This is a genomic window from Cupriavidus sp. DL-D2 (assembly GCF_039710735.1).
GTDB lineage: Bacteria > Pseudomonadota > Gammaproteobacteria > Burkholderiales > Burkholderiaceae > Cupriavidus.
This window is the reverse complement of the sequence record NZ_JBDKXK010000069.1, coordinates 15,513-31,989: the sequence shown is the minus strand read 5'-3', so window position 1 is coordinate 31,989 and position 16,477 is coordinate 15,513. Positions and strand designations below refer to the sequence as shown.

Here is a 16,477-nt window from a genome sequence, read left to right as displayed (position 1 = left end):
GTCCGGGCCTGGCCTGGACGCGCTTTCCGCACACGAATTGTCCCGACGTAGAAACCGAGCATTGAAAGGGTTTGAATGGCAAGCACAACAGTTGCCCAACTGGCCGCAGAACTGAGCCGCAGCCCTGCTGCACTGCTGGAACAATTGCAGGCAGCTGGGGTGGGCAAGGCAAAGCCTGAAGACATCATTACCGAATCGGACAAGACCCGACTGCTGGATTTCCTCAAGCGGTCGCATGGTCAGGCCGACGATAGCGCGCGCAAGAAGATCACATTGACCAAGCGTGAAACTTCGGAGATCCGCCAGTCGGACTCCACCGGCAAGACCCGCACGGTGCAGGTCGAGGTACGCAAGAAGCGCGTGCTGGTGAAGCGTGACGACGTGGAATCGCACGACGATGGCGCCGACGAGCAGGCCGCGGCTGACGCCGCCGAGCAGGCACGTCGCGACGAAGAGGCGCGTCGGCAGGAAGCGGAGGCCCTGGCTCGCCAGGAAGCCGAAGCCCAGGCTGCACGCGAAGCCGCCGAACGCGAGGAAGCCGAACGCCGCGCGCGCCAGGAAGCCGCCGAGGCCGAGCAGCGCCGCCAGGCTGAACTGCTCGCGCAGAAGGCCGAGGAAGAGGCTGCCGCTTCGCGCGCCGCGACCGATGCCGCCGAGGAAACTGCGCGCAAGAAGGCCGAAGACGACAAGGCGCGTCTGGCTGGTGAGCGTGCGCAGGCCCAGAAAAACGCCGACGATGCGAAGGCGGCTGCCGACAAGGCACGTGCCGAGCAGGACAGCGCCAAGGCCGCCGCCGACAAGGCACGTGCCGAGCAGGATGCTGCCGCGCGCCGCCGTCGCGAAGCTGCAGAGGCCGAGGCCCGCGCCATCCAGCAGATGCTGAATGCGCCGCCGCGCGTGCTCAAGGCGCCGTCGGAACGCAAGGCAGAGGAAAAGAAGGCCGAGCAGACCGGCACGCTGCACAAGCCGGTGAAGCCGGCGGGTGCCACGGCCGAGCCGAAGAAGGACGAAAAGAAGGCCGCACCGGCCGCCACTACCACCACGACGACGGCGACCGCCGACAAGAAGGGTGGCAAGGGCGCCAAGGCTGGCGGCTGGCAAGACGACAATCGCGGCAAGAAGGGCAGCGGCCTGAAGACGCGCGGCGATTCGTCCGGCGGCACGGGCGGCTGGCGCAGTGGTTCGCGTGGTCGCGGCGGCAAGCAGCATGCCGACGATCGCAGCAACTTCCAGGCGCCGACCGAGCCGGTCATCCGTGAAGTGCACGTGCCGGAAACCATCTCCGTGGCCGACCTGGCGCACAAGATGGCCGTGAAGGCATCCGAGGTCATCAAGCAGATGATGAAGCTCGGCCAGATGGTCACGATCAACCAGGTGCTGGACCAGGAAACCGCCATGATCGTGGTGGAAGAAATGGGCCACAAGGCGTTTGCCGCCAAGCTGGACGATCCGGAAGCCCTGCTGGTGGTGGATGGCGAGGATCATACTGACGCCGAATTGCTGCCGCGTCCGCCGGTGGTGACCGTGATGGGTCACGTCGACCACGGCAAGACGTCGCTGCTGGACTACATCCGCCGCACCAAGGTTGCCGCGGGCGAAGCCGGTGGTATCACGCAGCACATTGGCGCGTACCACGTGGAAACCGACCGTGGCGTGATCACGTTCCTGGACACCCCGGGTCACGAGGCCTTCACGGCCATGCGTGCCCGTGGTGCCAAGGCGACCGATATCGTGATCCTGGTGGTGGCTGCCGACGACGGCGTGATGCCGCAGACCAAGGAAGCGATTGCGCACGCCAAGGCTGCCGGAGTGCCGATCGTGGTGGCGATCAACAAGATCGACAAGCCGGACGGCAACCCGGACCGCGTCAAGCAGGAACTGGTGGCAGAGCAGGTCTTGCCGGAAGAGTACGGCGGCGATTCGCCGTTCGTGCCGGTGTCCGCGAAGACCGGTTTCGGTATCGAAGAACTGCTGGAACAGGTGTCGCTGCAGGCGGAAGTGCTGGAACTGAAGGCCCCCGTCGATGCACCGGCCAAGGGTCTGGTCGTGGAAGCCCAGCTCGACAAGGGCAAGGGCCCGATCGCAACGATCCTGGTCAGCAGCGGCACGCTCAAGCGTGGCGACGTCGTGCTGGCAGGCAGCGCCTACGGTCGTGTGCGCGCCATGCTGGACGAAAACGGCAAGCCGGCGAAGGAAGCTGGTCCGTCGATCCCGGTGGAAATCCAGGGTCTGTCGGAAGTGCCGGCCGCCGGTGAAGAAGTGCTGGTGCTGCCGGATGAGCGCAAGGCACGTGAAATCGCGCTGTTCCGTCAGGGCAAGTTCCGCGACGTGAAGCTGGCCAAGCAGCAGGCGGCCAAGCTGGAAACGATGCTGGAGCAGATGGCCGAAGGCGAAGTCCAGTCGCTGCCGCTGATCGTGAAGGCGGACGTGCAGGGTTCGCAGGAAGCGCTGGTGCAGTCGCTGCAGAAGCTTTCGACCGCCGAAGTGCGCGTGCAGATCGTGCACGGTGGCGTGGGTGGCATTTCGGAGTCGGACGTCAACCTGGCGACCGCCTCGAAGGCTGTCATCATCGGCTTCAACGTGCGAGCCGACGCTGGCGCGCGCAAGCTGGCCGAGCACAACGGCATCGATATCCGCTACTACAACATCATTTACGATGCGGTAGACGAGATCAAGGCGGCGATGTCGGGCATGCTGGCGCCGGAAAAGCGCGAGACGACGATCGGTCAGGTGGAAGTCCGTCAGGTCTTCCGCGTGCCGAAGATCGGTGCGGTGGCGGGTTGTATGGTCACCGACGGCATGGTCAAGCGCTCGTCGCTGGTCCGCGTGCTGCGCAACAACGTGGTGATCCACAGCGGCGAACTGGACTCGCTCAAGCGTTTCAAGGACGACGTCAAGGAAGTCAAGCAAGGTTTCGAGTGCGGCTTGTCGATCAAGAACTTCAACGACGTTCAGGAAGGCGACCAACTCGAGGTGTACGAAATCACCGAGGTGGCGCGTACGCTGTAAGGCGCAACGCAGAACGGCAGGCTCCGGCCTGCCGTTTTTACTTCGGCAAGGCAAAAAGCAGCAAGCAAGCTAAAAGTATTGAATGGCCAAGAAAGGCAATATCTCCTCCCGTAACCTGCGCCTGTCCGACCAGATCCAGAAGGAACTGGCCGAGATGATCCAGCGCGAGCTTCGCGATCCGCGCCTGGGTCTGGTGACCCTGCAATCGGTCGCGCTGACGCCCGACTACGCGCACGCCAAGGTCTATTTCACGGTGCTAGGCGCCGAGCCGGACGTAGCGGCTGGCATCCTCCGTGAGAAGGCTGGCTACCTGCACTCGTTGCTGTTCAAGCGCCTGCATATCCATACGGTGCCGACGCTGCATTTCCATCACGATACGTCGGTGGAGCATGCGATCGAAATGTCCAAGCTGATCAACGAGGCGAACGCCACGCGTTCGAAGGACGACGACACGCGTACCGACGAGTAGTCGATCCGCATATCCCCAAGCGCGCCGGCGTTCGCCGGTGCCGCTTCTCTCGAATTTCCCGCAATGACCGATTCCCAAGCCAGCCGTCCGCCCCGGTTGCCGCGCCGTGACGTCCATGGCGTGCTGTTGCTCGACAAGCCGCTGGGCCTTTCGTCCAACGACGCGCTGGTGCGCGCCAAGCGCCTGCTGCGCGCGAACAAGGCCGGGCACACCGGTACGCTCGATCCGCTGGCGACCGGCTTGCTGCCGCTTTGCTTTGGCGAAGCGACCAAGTTCTCGCAGGATCTGCTTGAAGCAGACAAGACCTACGAGGCTGAGGTGCGATTGGGCGCGACCACGACCACGGGCGATGCGGAGGGCGATGTTGTCGTCGAGCGTCCCGTGACATGCAATCGCGCTGCGCTGGATGCGGCGGTCGCGCGCTTTACGGGCGATATCGAACAAGTGCCGCCGATGTATTCGGCGCTGAAGAAGGACGGCAAACCACTCTACGAATACGCGCGCGCCGGCCAGACCGTGGAGCGCGCGGTGCGTCGGGTGACGATTCACGAACTGACCGTGCTCGACGTGGACCTCGCGAATCAACGGTTCATGATGCGCGTGACGTGCAGTAAAGGCACGTACATTCGGACTTTGGCCGAGGACATCGGCGAAGTATTGGGTTGCGGTGCGCACCTGACCGGCCTGCGTCGTACTGCCGTGGGCGATCTCACGCTTGATGGCGCGGTGACGCTGGAGCAGATCGATGCCCAGACTGATGACGAGCGGCCAGGAATGCTGGCGCCAGTGGATGCGCTACTGCAGCGCTGCGTACGCGTGGACCTCGATACCGTGGCGGCGGGACGGTTCGTGCAGGGTCAGCGGATTGCGCGTCGGGATCTGCCGGAAGGGCAAGTGCAGGAAGAGGGCGTGCTGGCGCGGGTCTATGGCGAAGGGAAACTGCTGGGCGTGGCGAGGATGAAGGAAGGGGCGTTGAGGCCGGAGCGGTTGGTGAAGCTCTGATTCACAGCGCTGATTTACTCCCCTCTCCCACCAAGTGGGAGAGGGGAGTAAAACGGAGTAGTCAGGGGACTTAATGCGCCCCAGCCGCCTCCGCCCCACCGCCACCTTGCGCACGCTTCGTCAGCCAGACGAACACGATCAGCACGAAGAACAGCACGCCGGAAATCCAGAAGATATCGTTTGCCCCCAGCATCGATGCCTGGAGCGAGATATTTCGTTCGATGGAGCCGATGGCCTGCATCTTCGACATGCCCATACTCATCAGGTGATCCAGCTGCTGCTGGTAGATCGGATTGTACGGATTGATCTGTTCGACGAGTTGCGCATGATGCAGCGCCGAGCGGTTTTCCCAGAGCGTAGTCGAGATCGATGCGCCGATGGCGCCGAACGTGATCCGCACGAAGTTCGACAGCCCGGAAGCAGCCGGAATCTTCTCAGGCGGCTGGCCTGACAGGATGATCGAGGTCAGCGGGATGAAGAACATCGCCATGGCCGCGCCCTGAATCAACGTCGGAATCACCAGCGCCCGCGTATCTACCCCGGTCGTGAAGCCCGCCCGCATGAAGCTGACCGCGCCGAATGTGATGAACGCCGTAGTGGCGATCCACCGTGCGTCTACCTTGGGCAGCACCCGGCCGATGATCGGGGACAGAATGATTGCAAAAATCCCCACTGGCGCGGTGACCAGACCGGCGTCGGTTGCCGTGTAACCCACGATGGTCTGCAGCCATAGCGGCAGGATCACCAGGTTGCCAAAGAACAGCCCGTAAGCCACCGAGATGGCTACCACGCCCGCGGCGAAATTGCGGCCGCGGAACAGGTGGATATCGACGATCGGGTGCTTCTCGTACAGTTCCCAGATCAGGAAGAACAGGAAGCCCACGATGGCGATCACGGTTAGTGCGACGATCACGCCGGAGTGGAACCAGTCGAGTTCCTTGCCCTTGTCGAGCATCAACTGCATCGACCCAACCCAGATGACCAGCAGTGCCAGGCCGATGCGGTCGATGGGCAGCGACTTGGTTGGTGTTTCGCGGTCCTTGTAGATGACCCAGGTTACATAGGCCGTCAGGATGCCGATGGGGATGTTGATGTAGAAGATCCACGGCCACGTCATGTTGTCCGAGATCCAGCCGCCGAGCAGCGGCCCCATGATTGGGGCAACGAGCGTGGTCATGCCCCATAACGCGAGTGCCATGGAGCTTTTGGCCGGTGGATAGCTGGCCAGCAGCAGCGCCTGTGAGAGCGGAATCATCGGGCCCGCCACCGCACCTTGCAGTACGCGTGCGGCGAGCAGAGTCTCGAGGTTCGGCGCCACGCCGCAGAGCCACGACGAGACCACGAACAGCAGGATAGATAGCACGAACAGCCGCACCGCGCCAAAGCGCTGGGTCAGCCATCCGGTCAACGGCACCGAGATGGCGTTGGCTACCGCGAACGACGTGATGACCCAGGTGCCCTGGTTCGGCGACACGCCAAGGTCGCCCGAGATGGCCGGGATGGACACGTTGGCGATCGACGAGTCGAGCACGTTCATGAACGTGGCCAGCGACAGCGCGATGGTGCCCAACACGAGTTTGCCGCCCGTGAGTGGCGGATGCTGCGCGGGGCGAGCGGGCGGCGCCGGCTTGGGTGCCGGCGCCGCGCTGTCGTCCGGCGTAGCGGTGATGGAATTAGCCATTGGCAGTCAGCGGTTCGTCGGTTCAGCTATGGGCCGCGGGCTTCGGAGCCATGGCGCGTGGCGCACCCGTGGCCGCCGGCGCTGCCGTGCGTCCGCCGTTGTTCAGGGCGATAATGCGAGCGATCAGCGCGTCGGCATCTTCTGCCACCTTGTCGTAGACATTGGTCTGCATTGGGCGGCCCTTCGTAGCGTTGACCATGGCCGCGCCTTCCTCGTTGCGCACATCGACCGTGACATTCATCGACAGACCCACGCGCAGCGGATGATCCTTCAATTGCTTGGCATCGAGCGCGATACGCACGGGCAGGCGCTGCACCACCTTGATCCAGTTGCCGGTGGCGTTCTGCGCCGGCAGCAGCGAGAAGGCCGCACCCGTGCCGGCCGAGAAGCCTTCGACGTGGCCCGTGTACTTGACCTTCGAGCCGTAGACATCGGCTTCTAGCTCGACGGGCTGCCCGATGCGCATATGCGTGATTTGCACTTCCTTGAAGTTGGCGTCCACCCAGACCTGGTCGAGCGGCACCACGGCCATCAGCGGCGCGCCAGGCTGCACGCGCTGGCCAACCTGCACCGAGCGCTTGGCCACGTAGCCTGTGACCGGCGCGGGAATTGTCGATCGTGCGAACGCCAGGTAGGCCGAGCGCAGGTTGGCGGCGGCGCGCTGGACGCTCGGGTGCTTCTCGACCGTGGTCTGGTCGGTCAGCACCTTGTTCGAGGCCAGTTGTTCCTGCGCGGCCAGCAGTGCCGATTCGGCGGCCTTCAGCGAGGTCTGTGCGTGGGCGATTTCCTCGCTCGACACGGCGCCCGAGCCGGCGATGGCCTGGCGGCGGCGAAGGTCGTCTCGCGCCTTGGCCACATCGGCTTCGCGCAGCGCCACGTTGGCGGCCAGCGACCCATTGTTGACGTACAGCGTGCGTACTTCGCGCACGGCTTGCGCGAGCTGGGCCTCGGCCTGTTCCATGGTGACCTGCGAGTCGGCGCGGTCGAGCTGGATCAGCGGCTGGCCGGCGGTGACGAGTTGCGTGTCGTCGGCTGCAATCGATACCACGGTGCCGCCCACGAGCGGGGTGACCTGCACAACGTTGCCGGCCACGTAGGCATCGTCGGTGTTCTCGAAGTGGCGCGCGTACAGACCCCAGTAGAGGCCATAGCCGATGCCTGCCACCACCACGGCGGCGGTCAGCGAGATCAGCAGGCGGCGGCGCTTGCCGTTGTTTTCAGCCGCGGCGGCTGCTTGTTGGTTGGAGCTCATGATCGAATTCTCGTCCGTAATATGGTCGTATCTGGTGTGTGTGCGGGTCGGCGGTTCAGCCCTGCGTGCCCGATGTCTTGTTCTTTTCCGCCTTGCCCGTCGCTTCGACGGGTTCCTCGTAGCCGCCACCCAGTGCTTTCATCAGTCCGATCTGCAGATCGAGCCGGCGTGCCTGCAGGTCGGTGGACAGGCGTCGTTGCTGCAGCACGTTGCTTTCGGTGTTGAGCACGGTCAGTTGCGTGCCGAGTCCGGCCTTGTAGCGCGTGATGGAAAGCGAGTAGGCGTGTTCCGCCAGATCGAGCGCTTCGCGTTGAGTGCGGATTTGCTGATCGACGCTGCGGATGCTCGTCACCGTATCGGCAGTCTCGCGCAGGGCATCGACCAGCGTCTGGTTGTAGCTGGCCGCAGCGATGTCGTACTGCGCGTACTTGCCCTTGAGGTTCGCGCGCAAGCGTCCGCCTGCGAAGATTGGCAGCTTCAGCGTGGGACCCACGCCGAACGTGCGGCTGATCCCCATCAGCAGGTTCGACGGATCGAGCGATGCGTAGCCTGCGAACGCGGTCAGCGTGAGATCGGGCAGGAATTCCTTCTTCGCCACGCTGATGTCCTGCGACGCGGCTTCCACGCGCCAGCGCGCAGCCACGAGGTCGGGGCGGCGTCCTATCAGGCCGATGGTCAGGTCGTCGGGCAGTTGTGGCGTGGCGTTGGCGAGCAGCGTCGGCTTGGCGATCTGCAGGCCACGGTCCGGGCCCTTGCCGAGCAGCGCGGCGATCTGGTTGCGGGCGAGGGCAATTTCCTCATCCACGCGCTGCAGATCGGTCTGAGCGGCAGCCACGGTGCCGCGTGCCTGCGTGGTTTCCACCTGGGTGTCGAGGCCCGCGGCCAGGCGCTGGCGCGACAGGTCGGTCAGGTCGCGACGCTGGGCGATGGCGCGTTCGGCCACGTCGCGCTGCGCATAGAGTGCAGCCAGACGGTTGTAGCCGCGTGCGATCGACGTTGTCAGCATCAGCCGTGCCGCCTGGCTTTCGGCTTCCATGGAGCGGTCTTCGGAGAGCGCGGCTTCGAGTGCGTCGCGGTTCTTGCCCCAGAAGTCGAGATCCCACGACAGTCCAAGCTGCAAGCGCGACTGGTTCTGCCACGAGCCGGCGAGCGGCGTACCTTCGAACAGATCGGTTTCGGAGAAGCGCTGGCGCACCAGGCTGCCTTCGAAATCGACACCCGGGTACAGCGCGGCACGCGTGGCATCGGCCATGGCGCGCGACGCTAGCAGGCGCGCGATCGCCACTTGCAGGTTCGGATTGTCCAGGATGGCTTCGTCGACGAGCTTGCGCAATTGCGCATCGTGGAACTGGTCGACCCAATCCTGCGACGGCCATTGGCCGTGGTCGTTGGTGAACGTCTGCGGCGAGGTCAGCGTGGCGGGATCGGCCACATGCTGCGTGCTCTGCGAATTGCCGAACGCGGCACAGCCGGCCAGTACGGCCGCAGCGAGCACCGTCAGGGCAAGGGCGCCGGCCCGGTGCCATTCCCGGTGCGGATGCGTCGGGGCGGAAGAATGAATGGGTGTCATGGAACAGGTGCGTTGACGCTGACTCTCGGGGCCGGAAACAACGGGCATCCGGCCGTTTGGGTTCACTGCAAGGACTGGTGCGCCATCTGGGCACTATCGGAAGGGCTATTCGGAATTGCGGTCCTGCGGACATCCGGCTTCGCCGGCAGGGCAGGTATTGGTGATGATCCGCTGCAGCATGCCGCACAGCACATCGATCTCTTGTTGCGAGAAGCCATCGAAGCCACGGCGCATGACGTTACACAACGCGACAGGCAACTTCTCCACCAGTGCATCGCCTTCGGCCGTGATCGACAAATCCACCACGCGGCGGTCGTCGTCACGCCGCGTGCGGGCAATCAGCCCGCGCTTTTCCATACGGCTCAGCAGGCGGGTGACCGAACCTGCGTCCGTGTTGAGCGCGCGCGCCAGATCCGTGACGGTGGTGGCCTCGCCCTCGGCGAGCATCATCAGGCAGATGGCCTGCGCGTGCGTCATGTCCAGGCCGCTGACTTCCTGTTCCACCCCTAGCGACAGCACGTTCTTGGCGCGCGCGAGCAAATAGCCCACGCTTTTGCCGATTTGATAGTCGGCAGGATCGAACAGATCGGCAGGTGAATGAGAAGTCATCTCTTGGCGCGGCAATATTTGTCTGAGCAAATATAGCTAATCGGCTATGCCACTCGCAAGCGTCACAATTGGTTATTGCAATTTACGCAATGGCTGCCCTTGATCTATGCTGAAGAACCATAGCGCGTTCCGCGCTGCAACATGCTAGAATGTCGGGTTAATTTTTCTTCCGATTGCCCGATTTCAGGGGACCGAATGACCCGCGCCATCCGTAATATCGCCATCATCGCTCACGTCGATCATGGCAAGACCACTCTGGTCGACCAACTCCTGCGTCAGGCAGGCACCTTCCGCGACAACCAGCAAATGGTTGAGCGCGTGATGGACTCCAACGACCTGGAAAAGGAGCGCGGGATCACGATTCTCGCGAAGAACTGTGCCGTGGAGTACAACGGCACGCACATCAACATCGTGGACACCCCGGGCCACGCCGACTTCGGCGGTGAAGTGGAGCGCGTACTGTCGATGGTCGACGGCGTGCTGCTGCTGGTCGATGCCGTGGAAGGCCCGATGCCGCAGACGCGTTTCGTGACGCGCAAGGCGCTGGCCCTGGGCCTGAAGCCGATCGTCGTGATCAACAAGATCGACCGCCCGGGCGCACGTCCTGACTGGGTGATCAACCAGACGTTCGACCTGTTCGACAAGCTGGGCGCCAACGACGAACAGCTCGACTTCCCCGTCATCTACGCATCGGGCCTGAACGGCTATGCCGGCCTGACCGAAGACGTGCGCGATGGCGACATGAAGCCGTTGTTCGAGACCGTGCTGACCAAGGTGCCGGTCCGTAACGACGATGCGGATGGTCCCCTGCAGATGCAGATCATCTCGCTGGACTACTCCAGCTACGTCGGCAAGATCGGCGTTGGCCGCATCTCGCGTGGCCGCGCCCGTGCGCTGCAGGACGTGGTGGTCAAGTTCGGTCCGGAAGGCAACCCGATCAAGGGCCGTATCAACCAGGTGCTGAAGTTCCGTGGCCTGGAGCGCGAGATCGTGCCCGAAGCCGAAGCCGGCGACATCGTGCTGATCAACGGTATCGAGGAACTGGGCATTGGCTGCACCGTGTGCGCTCCCGAAGCCCTGGACGCACTGCCGATGCTGAAGGTGGACGAGCCCACGCTGACGATGAACTTCTGCGTGAACACGTCCCCGCTGGCCGGCCGTGAAGGCAAGTTCGTCACGAGCCGCCAGCTGCGCGAGCGTCTGGACCGCGAACTGAAGGCAAACGTGGCACTGCGCGTGCAGGACACCGGCGACGACACGATCTTCGAAGTCTCGGGCCGTGGCGAACTGCACCTGACGATTCTGCTGGAAAACATGCGCCGTGAAGGCTACGAGCTGGCCGTGTCGCGTCCGCGCGTGGTGTTCAAGGACATCGGCGGCGTCAAGCACGAGCCGTTCGAACTGCTGACCGTGGACGTCGAAGACGGCCATCAGGGTTCGGTCATGGAAGAACTGGGTCGCCGCAAGGGCGAACTGCTCGACATGGCATCGGACGGCAAGGGCCGCACACGTCTGGAATACCGTATTCCGGCACGTGGCCTGATCGGCTTCCAGGGCGAGTTCCTGACGCTGACGCGCGGTACCGGCCTGATCAGCCACATCTTCGACGACTACGCGCCGCTGCGCGAAGGCGGCCTGGGTGAGCGCCACAACGGCGTGCTGATCTCGCAGGACGACGGCGACGCCGTGGCCTACGCACTGTGGAAGCTGCAGGATCGCGGCCGCATGTTCGTGAAGCCGGGCGATGCACTGTACGAAGGCATGATCATCGGCATTCACAGCCGCGACAACGACCTCGTCGTGAACCCGATCAAGGGCAAGCAGCTGACCAACGTGCGCGCCTCGGGTACTGACGAAGCCGTGCGCCTGGTGCCGCCGATCCAGATGTCGCTCGAATACGCGGTGGAATTCATCGCTGACGACGAACTGGTCGAGATCACGCCGAAGAGCATTCGTCTGCGCAAGCGCCACCTGAAGGAGCACGAGCGCAAGCGTGCTTCGCGCGAAGCGGTGTAAATCTCCGCATCGCAAGGTAAAAAACCGCGCCCTGGTGGCGCGGTTTTTTTATTGTCGAGACGCTATCACATACCAGGGGTTTGCTCCCCTCTCCCTCCGGGAGAGGGGCCGGGGGAGAGGGCCAGCGCATCAACCGCTTCGGCATCAGCCTTCGCCCGCCACTCCGGCGGCTTCCACAAATACCGCAGATCCCGATCCCGCCAGACATCCGCGAACATGTCGCGCCATTCGTGGAAGGTCAGCGTCAGCGGATTGTGCGTGCGGATCTGCCGCGTGATGCCGTACTGCGGCGCGTCTTCCTCGGGCACGAACGTGCCGAACATCCGATCCCAGATCGTCAGCACGCCCGCGTAGTTTCGATCGATGTATTGCGGATTCTTCGCGTGATGCACGCGGTGGACGCTCGGTGTGTTCACGAGTTTCTCGACGAGGGGCCAGCGCTGCCCGAGTCGCGTATGCACGAAGAACTGGAATGCGAGGTTCAGGCCCACGGCCAGGATCACCCAGTCTGGCGAGAATCCGATCCACGCCAGCGGAATCCAGAACAGCCACATGCCGGAAATCGGATAGGTCAGGCTTTGCCGGAACGCCGTGGAGAAATTCATTCCTTCGGACGAATGGTGGGCCACATGCGAGGCCCACATCCATCGCACGCGGTGGCTCGCGCGGTGAAACCAGTAGTAGAGAAAATCCTGCAGCAGCAATAGCAGCGCGAAGGACCACCACGTCTCAGGCACCGCGCGCAGACCCTGCGCATAGCACCAGGTGTAGACGGTGCGAATCATCAACCAGAGGAAGAAGGCGTCGGACGCCTGATGCAGCAACGCCAGCGTGGCGTTCGACAGTGTGTCGCGCCAACTGTAGATCGAGCGGTCGCGCTTCGACCAGTACCACGCTTCCCATCCGATGGTCAGCAGGAATACCGGCGCGAAGGCCATCAGGATGAGGCCGGGATCGAATGTGGCGGCAGTGGCCGTGGAAGCAGGGGCGGTCATCCCGCCAGTGTGCCTATTCCAACGAAAACCGCACTGAGGATTTCCTCCATACGCGGGCTCGTGCGTGCTTGTCCGGACTTGCGTCACGACAGGTGATGTGTCCGCAACTCTTTCGGCGTCATCACAAAAATGCACGGCTGAACATCACACAAATGCGATCAAGTCAGTCGTGGCAATGCCGTCATTGGGAACGTCGGCCATGGAGGAGTGGCCGTCATTCACGTCACGGAGAGAACGCCCCCATGTTTCGCAACACTACGATCGGAGCCCGACTGTGGCTCCTGACGATTGTCACCAACTTGTTGCTGCTGATTGTCGGTGCCGTTGGTTGCATCGGCATGTCGCTCAGCAACGATGCCACGCGGCAAATCTATCAACAGCAATTGTCGGCAGCATCGTTCCTTGCTGAAGCCCGCTCCAACCAGTTGCTCGTGCGCGTGCTGCTGGATCAGGCAGCGTTCGCAACAAAAGCAGAAGATGGCAAGGCACGCGCCGCGACGGCGCAGGATTTTGCGCGGCTCTCCGATGCCGCGTGGCAGGGCTACATGGCGATTCCGCGTACGCCTGAACAGGCGCGTGCCACCGACGACGTCTCGGCCAAGCGCCGCGCACTGTTCGAGCAGGGTGTGGCGCCGATGATCGCCGCGTTGCATCGCGGTGATCGCGATGCCGTGATGCGTTACATCATGGAGGAAATTCCGAAACTCGACATCGCCTTCACGGCCGTCAATACCGAACTCGCCAAGCTGCAGGTTGCCAGTGCAAAGGCCGTCTACGAATCGTCGCAGCAGCGCTATGACTGGCTGCTGACGATTTCCATCGGCGTGCTGCTGGTGGGGCTGGTGTTCAGTACGGTGGTGGCGTGGCGTCTGCGTGCGTCGATCGTGCAGCCGCTCGATATCGCTATCGCACGTTTTGCGCGGATGGCCGATGGTGACCTGAGCGCATCGACGGATCGCCATCTGGGCGTGGACGCCGACGAGCACGCGAAGAGCGAAACCACGCGCATGCTCGGCATGCTGGGCCGCATGCAGCAGAAGCTTGCGCAGATGGTGGGCGAGGTGCGCGGTGGTGCGGACTCGATCGCGGCGGCCAGCCAGCAGATTGCCAGCGGCAATGCCAACCTGTCGCAACGCACGGAGCAGCAGGCCGCGTCGCTCGAAGAGACCGCGTCGAGCATGGAGGAACTGACGAGCACGGTGCGCCTGAACGCCGATAGCGCGCGCGAAGCGAGCACGCTGGCTGTGGATGCCCGCTCGCTGGCCGAGCATGGCAGCGAGGCCGTGGCGCGCGTGCAGACCACGATGCAGCAGATCGACACGGGCGCCAACAAGATCGTCGACATCATCGAGGTGATCGAGAAAATTGCGTTCCAGACAAACATCCTCGCATTGAACGCGGCGGTGGAAGCGGCAAGGGCCGGCGAACACGGACGTGGCTTTGCCGTGGTGGCCGGCGATGTGCGCGACCTGTCGCAACGCTGTGCGTCGGCGTCGAAGGAAATTCGTGCGCTGATCGGCGCATCGGTGGCGAATGTGCGCGAAGGGACGGCTCTGGTCAATGGTGCGGAGCGCGCCATGCAGGACATCGTCGGCGCTGTGCGGCGGGTGACCGACATCATTGGCGATATCAGCGCAGCGTCCGACGAGCAGTCGCGCGGCATCGAGCAGGTGAACGTGGCCGTGTCGCATATGGATGGCATGACGCAGCAGAATGCCGCGCTGGTGGAGGAAGCTGCAGCGGCGGCCGGTTCGCTGGAGGATCAGTCGCAGCGGCTCAAGGGGCTGATGGGAACGTTCCGGCTGGCCTGAGAACGATGGGTCAAAAGGCCGTCTTCGTGAAACCGCGATGCGAGACTGAGGCATTTCTCATTCGCTTCCGAATCGGGGCGAAGCGGTTCCGTCAGCGTTGTTTCGCGGGATGTCTGGCGTAGAATCGCTGACGATCAGAACGAAGACGGAAGAGACTGCACATGACGGATGTCGTATCGAACGTAGCAACGGAACCGGGTTTCACCGAGTTTGTATCGACCGGACTGCAGGGCGGTGTGGCGTACCTGACGCTGACCCGCCCGCAGGCCCTCAATGCGTTGTCGCTGGAGATGATCCGAGCGATGACGGCGGCGCTGACGCGCTGGGAAGCCGACCCGGCCGTGCATGCGGTGGTAGTGGCCGGTGCAGGAGGCAAGGCGTTTTGCGCGGGCGGTGATATCCGCTGGTTCCACAAGGCGTACCACGAGGGTGATCCGCTGCTCGACCAGTTCTTCGTCGAGGAATACGCGCTCAACTACCTGATCCATCGTTACACCAAGCCTTACATCGCGCTGATGGATGGCGTGGTCATGGGCGGCGGCATGGGCATCTCGCAAGGCGCGAAGCTGCGGATCGTTACCGATCGCACGAAGATGGCGATGCCGGAGACCAATATCGGATTGTTTCCCGATGTAGGCGGCGGCTGGTTCCTGGCGCGCACGCCGGGGCACATTGGCGAGTACCTCGGACTCACCGGCGTCGTGATTGCTGCGGCAGATGCGTTGTACGCGAAGCTGGCAGATGCTTTCCTGCCAACGAATGCACTGGCCGAACTGGTGGCGTCGCTGCAGGCGCAGTCGTTCAACAGTGGCGATGCGGTGCTGGCACATGTTTCCACGTTCACGCAGCAGCATGCAGGGGCCTGCGTGCCGGCGGAGAGCCAACTGGCACATCAGGCCGAAGCCATCGACAGCCTCTTTGGCCGCGCGACGGTGCGGGACATCCTCGACGGGGTTAGCGATGCCGCTGGCGACTGGGCGGCGCAGACCGCGGCGATGCTGCGCAGCCGTTCGCCGATGATGCTTTGTGTCACGCTGGAGCAGGTGCGCCGTGCACGGTCGATGTCGCTGGCCGACGAACTGCGCATGGAGCTGGACATGATGCATGACGTGTTCCGCCATGGCGACGGCGTGGAAGGTATCCGCGCGCTGGCAATCGACAAGGATCATCAGCCCCGCTGGAATCCGGTGCGACTCGACGAGGTGACGCCGGGCCGTGTTCGTGCGTTCTTCGACAGCAAGTGGAAAGCCGAGGATCACCCGCTGGCCGCGCTGGGCCGATAGTTGTCGCTGGCCTGACCCGCGGAGCAGAACCACGCAGGCTCTAGTAGAGTGATGGCTGCCCTGCACGGTCGTGCGTTTGGCATGACCTGGGCAGGGCGGTCACGCCCTCGATCTCCCTGAACGTCTCTACATTCGCTGAACAGTGAAAGGAACCGTATGAGCAATCCTCGTGATGTCGCCGTAGTGGTGGGTAGCCTGCGCAAGGACTCCCTGAACCTGAAACTGGCCAAGGCCCTTGCCGCGCTCGCGCCGCCCCAGTTGAAACTCGACATTGTCGAGATCGGCCAGTTGTCGATGTATAACCAGGATCTGGACGACAACCCGCCAGCCGAGTGGGTGGCGTTCCGCGATCGCATCCGCCGCGCGGACGCCGTGCTGTTTGTTACGCCCGAATACAACCGCTCGGTGCCTGCCGTGCTCAAGAACGCTATCGACATTGGTTCACGGCCCTATGGTCAGAGCGCATGGGATGGCAAGCCCGGCGCGGTGGTTAGCGCATCGCCGGGCAATATCGGCGGGTTTGGCGCCAACCACCATCTGCGACAGTCGCTGGTCTTCCTGAACGTGCCGGTGCTGCAGCAACCCGAGGCCTATCTGGCCGGTGCCGACAAGCTGTTCGACGAACAAGGGGGGATTGCCAACGAATCCACGCGCGGTTTCCTGAGCAAGTACCTGACCACCTTCGCGGCCTGGATCGAGAAGACGGGCGGCTGAGATTCACCGGCGTCACAGGCGCTACGGGAGCGATTGTCTTGGGTCAGTTCCGTCCTACAACGCGAA

Annotated in this window: 12 protein-coding genes; 7 read left to right on the top strand and 5 right to left on the bottom strand. The window is 63.5% G+C overall.

The window, feature by feature from the left end; translation table 11 throughout:
• Positions 1–75: 75 nt before the first annotated feature.
• The 3 genes from infB (at position 76) to truB (ending at position 4,480) form a co-directional block, all read left to right on the top strand.
• Positions 76–3,009 (top strand): translation initiation factor IF-2, encoded by a 2,934-nt coding sequence (gene infB, locus ABDB81_RS26085; RefSeq protein ID WP_346813992.1) that lies wholly within the window; start codon positions 76–78, stop codon positions 3,007–3,009.
• An 82-nt stretch (positions 3,010–3,091) separates the two neighbouring features.
• Positions 3,092–3,478: a 30S ribosome-binding factor RbfA gene (gene rbfA / locus ABDB81_RS26080; RefSeq protein ID WP_137928582.1), complete on the top strand. Its 387-nt coding sequence runs from the start codon at positions 3,092–3,094 to the stop codon at positions 3,476–3,478.
• A gap of 63 nt (positions 3,479–3,541) precedes the next feature.
• Positions 3,542–4,480 (top strand): tRNA pseudouridine(55) synthase TruB, encoded by a 939-nt coding sequence (gene truB, locus ABDB81_RS26075; protein WP_346813991.1) that lies wholly within the window; start codon positions 3,542–3,544, stop codon positions 4,478–4,480.
• A gap of 70 nt (positions 4,481–4,550) precedes the next feature.
• Here truB and ABDB81_RS26070 read toward each other — a convergent pair whose 3' ends face one another.
• From ABDB81_RS26070 to ABDB81_RS26055, 4 genes are all read right to left on the bottom strand, one after another.
• Positions 4,551–6,161, bottom strand: coding sequence for a DHA2 family efflux MFS transporter permease subunit (locus tag ABDB81_RS26070; RefSeq protein ID WP_160472546.1), 1,611 nt, complete (start codon positions 6,159–6,161; stop codon positions 4,551–4,553).
• A gap of 22 nt (positions 6,162–6,183) precedes the next feature.
• Positions 6,184–7,413 carry an HlyD family efflux transporter periplasmic adaptor subunit gene (locus tag ABDB81_RS26065; protein WP_160472545.1) on the bottom strand — a complete coding sequence of 410 codons (1,230 nt, stop codon included), beginning with the start codon at positions 7,411–7,413 and terminating at the stop codon, positions 6,184–6,186.
• Positions 7,414–7,468: 55 nt separating this feature from the next.
• Positions 7,469–8,983: an AdeC/AdeK/OprM family multidrug efflux complex outer membrane factor gene (locus tag ABDB81_RS26060; protein WP_346813990.1), complete on the bottom strand. Its 1,515-nt coding sequence runs from the start codon at positions 8,981–8,983 to the stop codon at positions 7,469–7,471.
• A gap of 105 nt (positions 8,984–9,088) precedes the next feature.
• The gene (locus ABDB81_RS26055) at positions 9,089–9,592 is read right to left on the bottom strand and encodes a MarR family transcriptional regulator (protein WP_137923897.1); all 504 of its coding nucleotides are present in this window, start codon (positions 9,590–9,592) and stop codon (positions 9,089–9,091) included.
• Positions 9,593–9,787: 195 nt separating this feature from the next.
• On the opposite strand from ABDB81_RS26055, the gene typA reads away from it, so the two are divergent.
• Positions 9,788–11,608, top strand: coding sequence for a translational GTPase TypA (gene typA / locus ABDB81_RS26050; protein ID WP_346813989.1), 1,821 nt, complete (start codon positions 9,788–9,790; stop codon positions 11,606–11,608).
• A gap of 65 nt (positions 11,609–11,673) precedes the next feature.
• Here the strand turns inward: typA and ABDB81_RS26045 are convergent, their stop codons facing one another.
• Positions 11,674–12,603: a sterol desaturase family protein gene (locus tag ABDB81_RS26045; protein ID WP_346813988.1), complete on the bottom strand. Its 930-nt coding sequence runs from the start codon at positions 12,601–12,603 to the stop codon at positions 11,674–11,676.
• Positions 12,604–12,845: 242 nt separating this feature from the next.
• Here ABDB81_RS26045 and ABDB81_RS26040 point away from each other — a divergent pair, with 242 nt between their 5' ends.
• From ABDB81_RS26040 to ABDB81_RS26030, 3 genes are all read left to right on the top strand, one after another.
• Entirely contained in the window at positions 12,846–14,414 is a 1,569-nt protein-coding gene (locus tag ABDB81_RS26040) for a methyl-accepting chemotaxis protein (RefSeq protein ID WP_346813987.1), read from the top strand.
• A gap of 161 nt (positions 14,415–14,575) precedes the next feature.
• Positions 14,576–15,697, top strand: a complete 1,122-nt coding sequence (locus ABDB81_RS26035) for an enoyl-CoA hydratase/isomerase family protein (protein WP_137923901.1) — start codon at positions 14,576–14,578, stop codon at positions 15,695–15,697.
• A gap of 156 nt (positions 15,698–15,853) precedes the next feature.
• A complete protein-coding gene (locus ABDB81_RS26030) occupies positions 15,854–16,411 on the top strand; it encodes an NAD(P)H-dependent oxidoreductase (RefSeq protein ID WP_160472540.1) in 558 nt (185 codons plus the stop codon).
• The last annotated feature ends 66 nt before the right edge of the window (positions 16,412–16,477 follow it).